General features: G+C 39.2%; 1 protein-coding gene. It reads left to right on the top strand.

Annotation, left to right across the window (positions count from 1 at the left end):
- The first annotated feature begins 528 nt into the window (after positions 1-528).
- Positions 529-1,221: a toll/interleukin-1 receptor domain-containing protein gene (locus CLV42_RS33575; RefSeq protein WP_106606321.1), complete on the top strand. Its 693-nt coding sequence runs from the start codon at positions 529-531 to the stop codon at positions 1,219-1,221.
- The last annotated feature ends 735 nt before the right edge of the window (positions 1,222-1,956 follow it).

Consider the following 1,956-nt stretch of genomic DNA (forward strand, 5'->3'; position numbering starts at 1 on the left):
GCGAAACCGTAGACAGAGGAACCGTATGCGGGAAATCCGCTCGTACGGGTCTGTGGGGGAGCGGGGAGGTAACGATCCGCTCTACCCGGAACCAACTAATTTTGATTATAAGCAACTTGAAGATTATATGGAATTTGAACAACATTAAAAACAGGATTTTTCCCCTGTTCTTATTTTGTCTTTGTATGACCTTAATACCTAAATTCGTTTAAAATTTTTGACCTCAAAAAAAATTATTGTTATGGAAAAATGATTCAAGCAATTAAACCAGGCCCCAAACCTAAAAAGCAAGATGGTACAGATGATAAGAGAAGACGGGTCGATCCTCCTAATAAACCTAAACATCCTGATTTAAAACCTCACAAACATAAGCCGAAGGATTAAATACTGGGACATTAAAGAGGAGCAGCCATAAATATGACGCTTATATCACAGCGTGATGGTTGGATAAATACTGGAGAAACCTGGTTATATACTTCCTCACAGCTTGAGGAATTAATTAATTAAATCAAATTAAAATTTAACATTATGGCTAGATGTACTGCACCAGTACGTGGACATCGTACAGCGAGTGCAGCAGCAGACTGCCCCGCATGTGGTAATCGTTATCGCAGCTATAGTTCGCCCTCATCTTATTCATCATCTTACTCTTCGTCGGAGAAATTCAGTAGTCGAAGCAGCGGAACTACAACTGCAAAAAGCACTAAGCCGCGTTGGTCGCGAGCCGGTTCTACCATTATGTACACACCTGCCGAGGTACGGACACTTACACCTGTTCGTGAAAATGTTGAAAAACGATCAACCATACCAGAGCTTCGTGATGTTTTTCTTTGTCACGCATGGGACGACCGAAAAGGTCCTGCCAAAGAGCTTCACGATCTGCTTGAGTCTAAAGGAGTCTCTGTTTGGTTTAGTGAAAAAGACGTCTTGTTGGGTTCACCTTTGCTTCGGGAAATTGACAAGGGATTGGTGAAGTCACGAATTGGAATCGTGTTGGTAACTCCTTCGCTATTGCAGCGCCTCAAGGGAGAGGGAATCGCTGACAAAGAACTTTCGGCTCTGTTGGCTCGAGATCTACTTGTTCCAATTGTACATAACACAAATTATGAAGCTCTACGTGAAGTAAGTCCCTTGCTTGGTTCGCGAAGTGGTCTTAGTACTTCAGAGGATACGATGGTAGAAGTTGCGGCCAAGATAGCGGAGTTGGTGATCGTCCTTTAGCTGTGTTACAGTGTTCTCTTAATGATAAACAAAAACGCCGGAGATATTATCTCCAGCGTTTTGCCTTGTGCCTAATAGCGGTAAGTCTTCTTAGTTAGAATTATGCGATTTTCAAAATACCAACTAGTTTGTATTTTCAGTCTAATGCTTTGTCACTACCTTTTCTACAAAAATAAAAATGTGTACTCTTGATATTATAAAAACACTGTCTGAAATATTAGCGTATGTTTTGGGCGCTTGTTTCTTTTTGTTCAAAGCATACTCAGGGATCTTTTATGCATCTTTAAGCTTGAATATCACTTGTGTTCAACGTTGATAATAAACTCTTCTTCAACTATGCCCCATTAAGAACCGTAGATTGCCTTGTGTATGAGGATAATCTACTTAACCTTTCAGGTAATTTATTTGTTCAAGAGATAAACGTTGATAAGAATGACAATATAACTTATACAGTTATTATTGCTGGAAACTGGTAGTGTAGCAATTTATAAAGCTAATACGACTAAGAATAGCATTTATACGCTACCATCTGCGGACAGGTATATAAAGACGGCAAATCCAGAGTCACCTTATTTGATAGAGGTTCCGTAACCTAATTGAATAAATAAAAAGAGGGTGTCTCAAAAGTAATTGAGGCACTCTCTTTATTTTTAGTAAAAAAAAGGACGAAAAAATATCTTGGAACCATGATTCTTAGTAAATTAAGTCATGGCAAGAGGTAAAACATTATCAGTA

The sequence above is a fragment of the Chitinophaga ginsengisoli genome, from assembly GCF_003014595.1.
GTDB lineage: Bacteria > Bacteroidota > Bacteroidia > Chitinophagales > Chitinophagaceae > Chitinophaga > Chitinophaga ginsengisoli.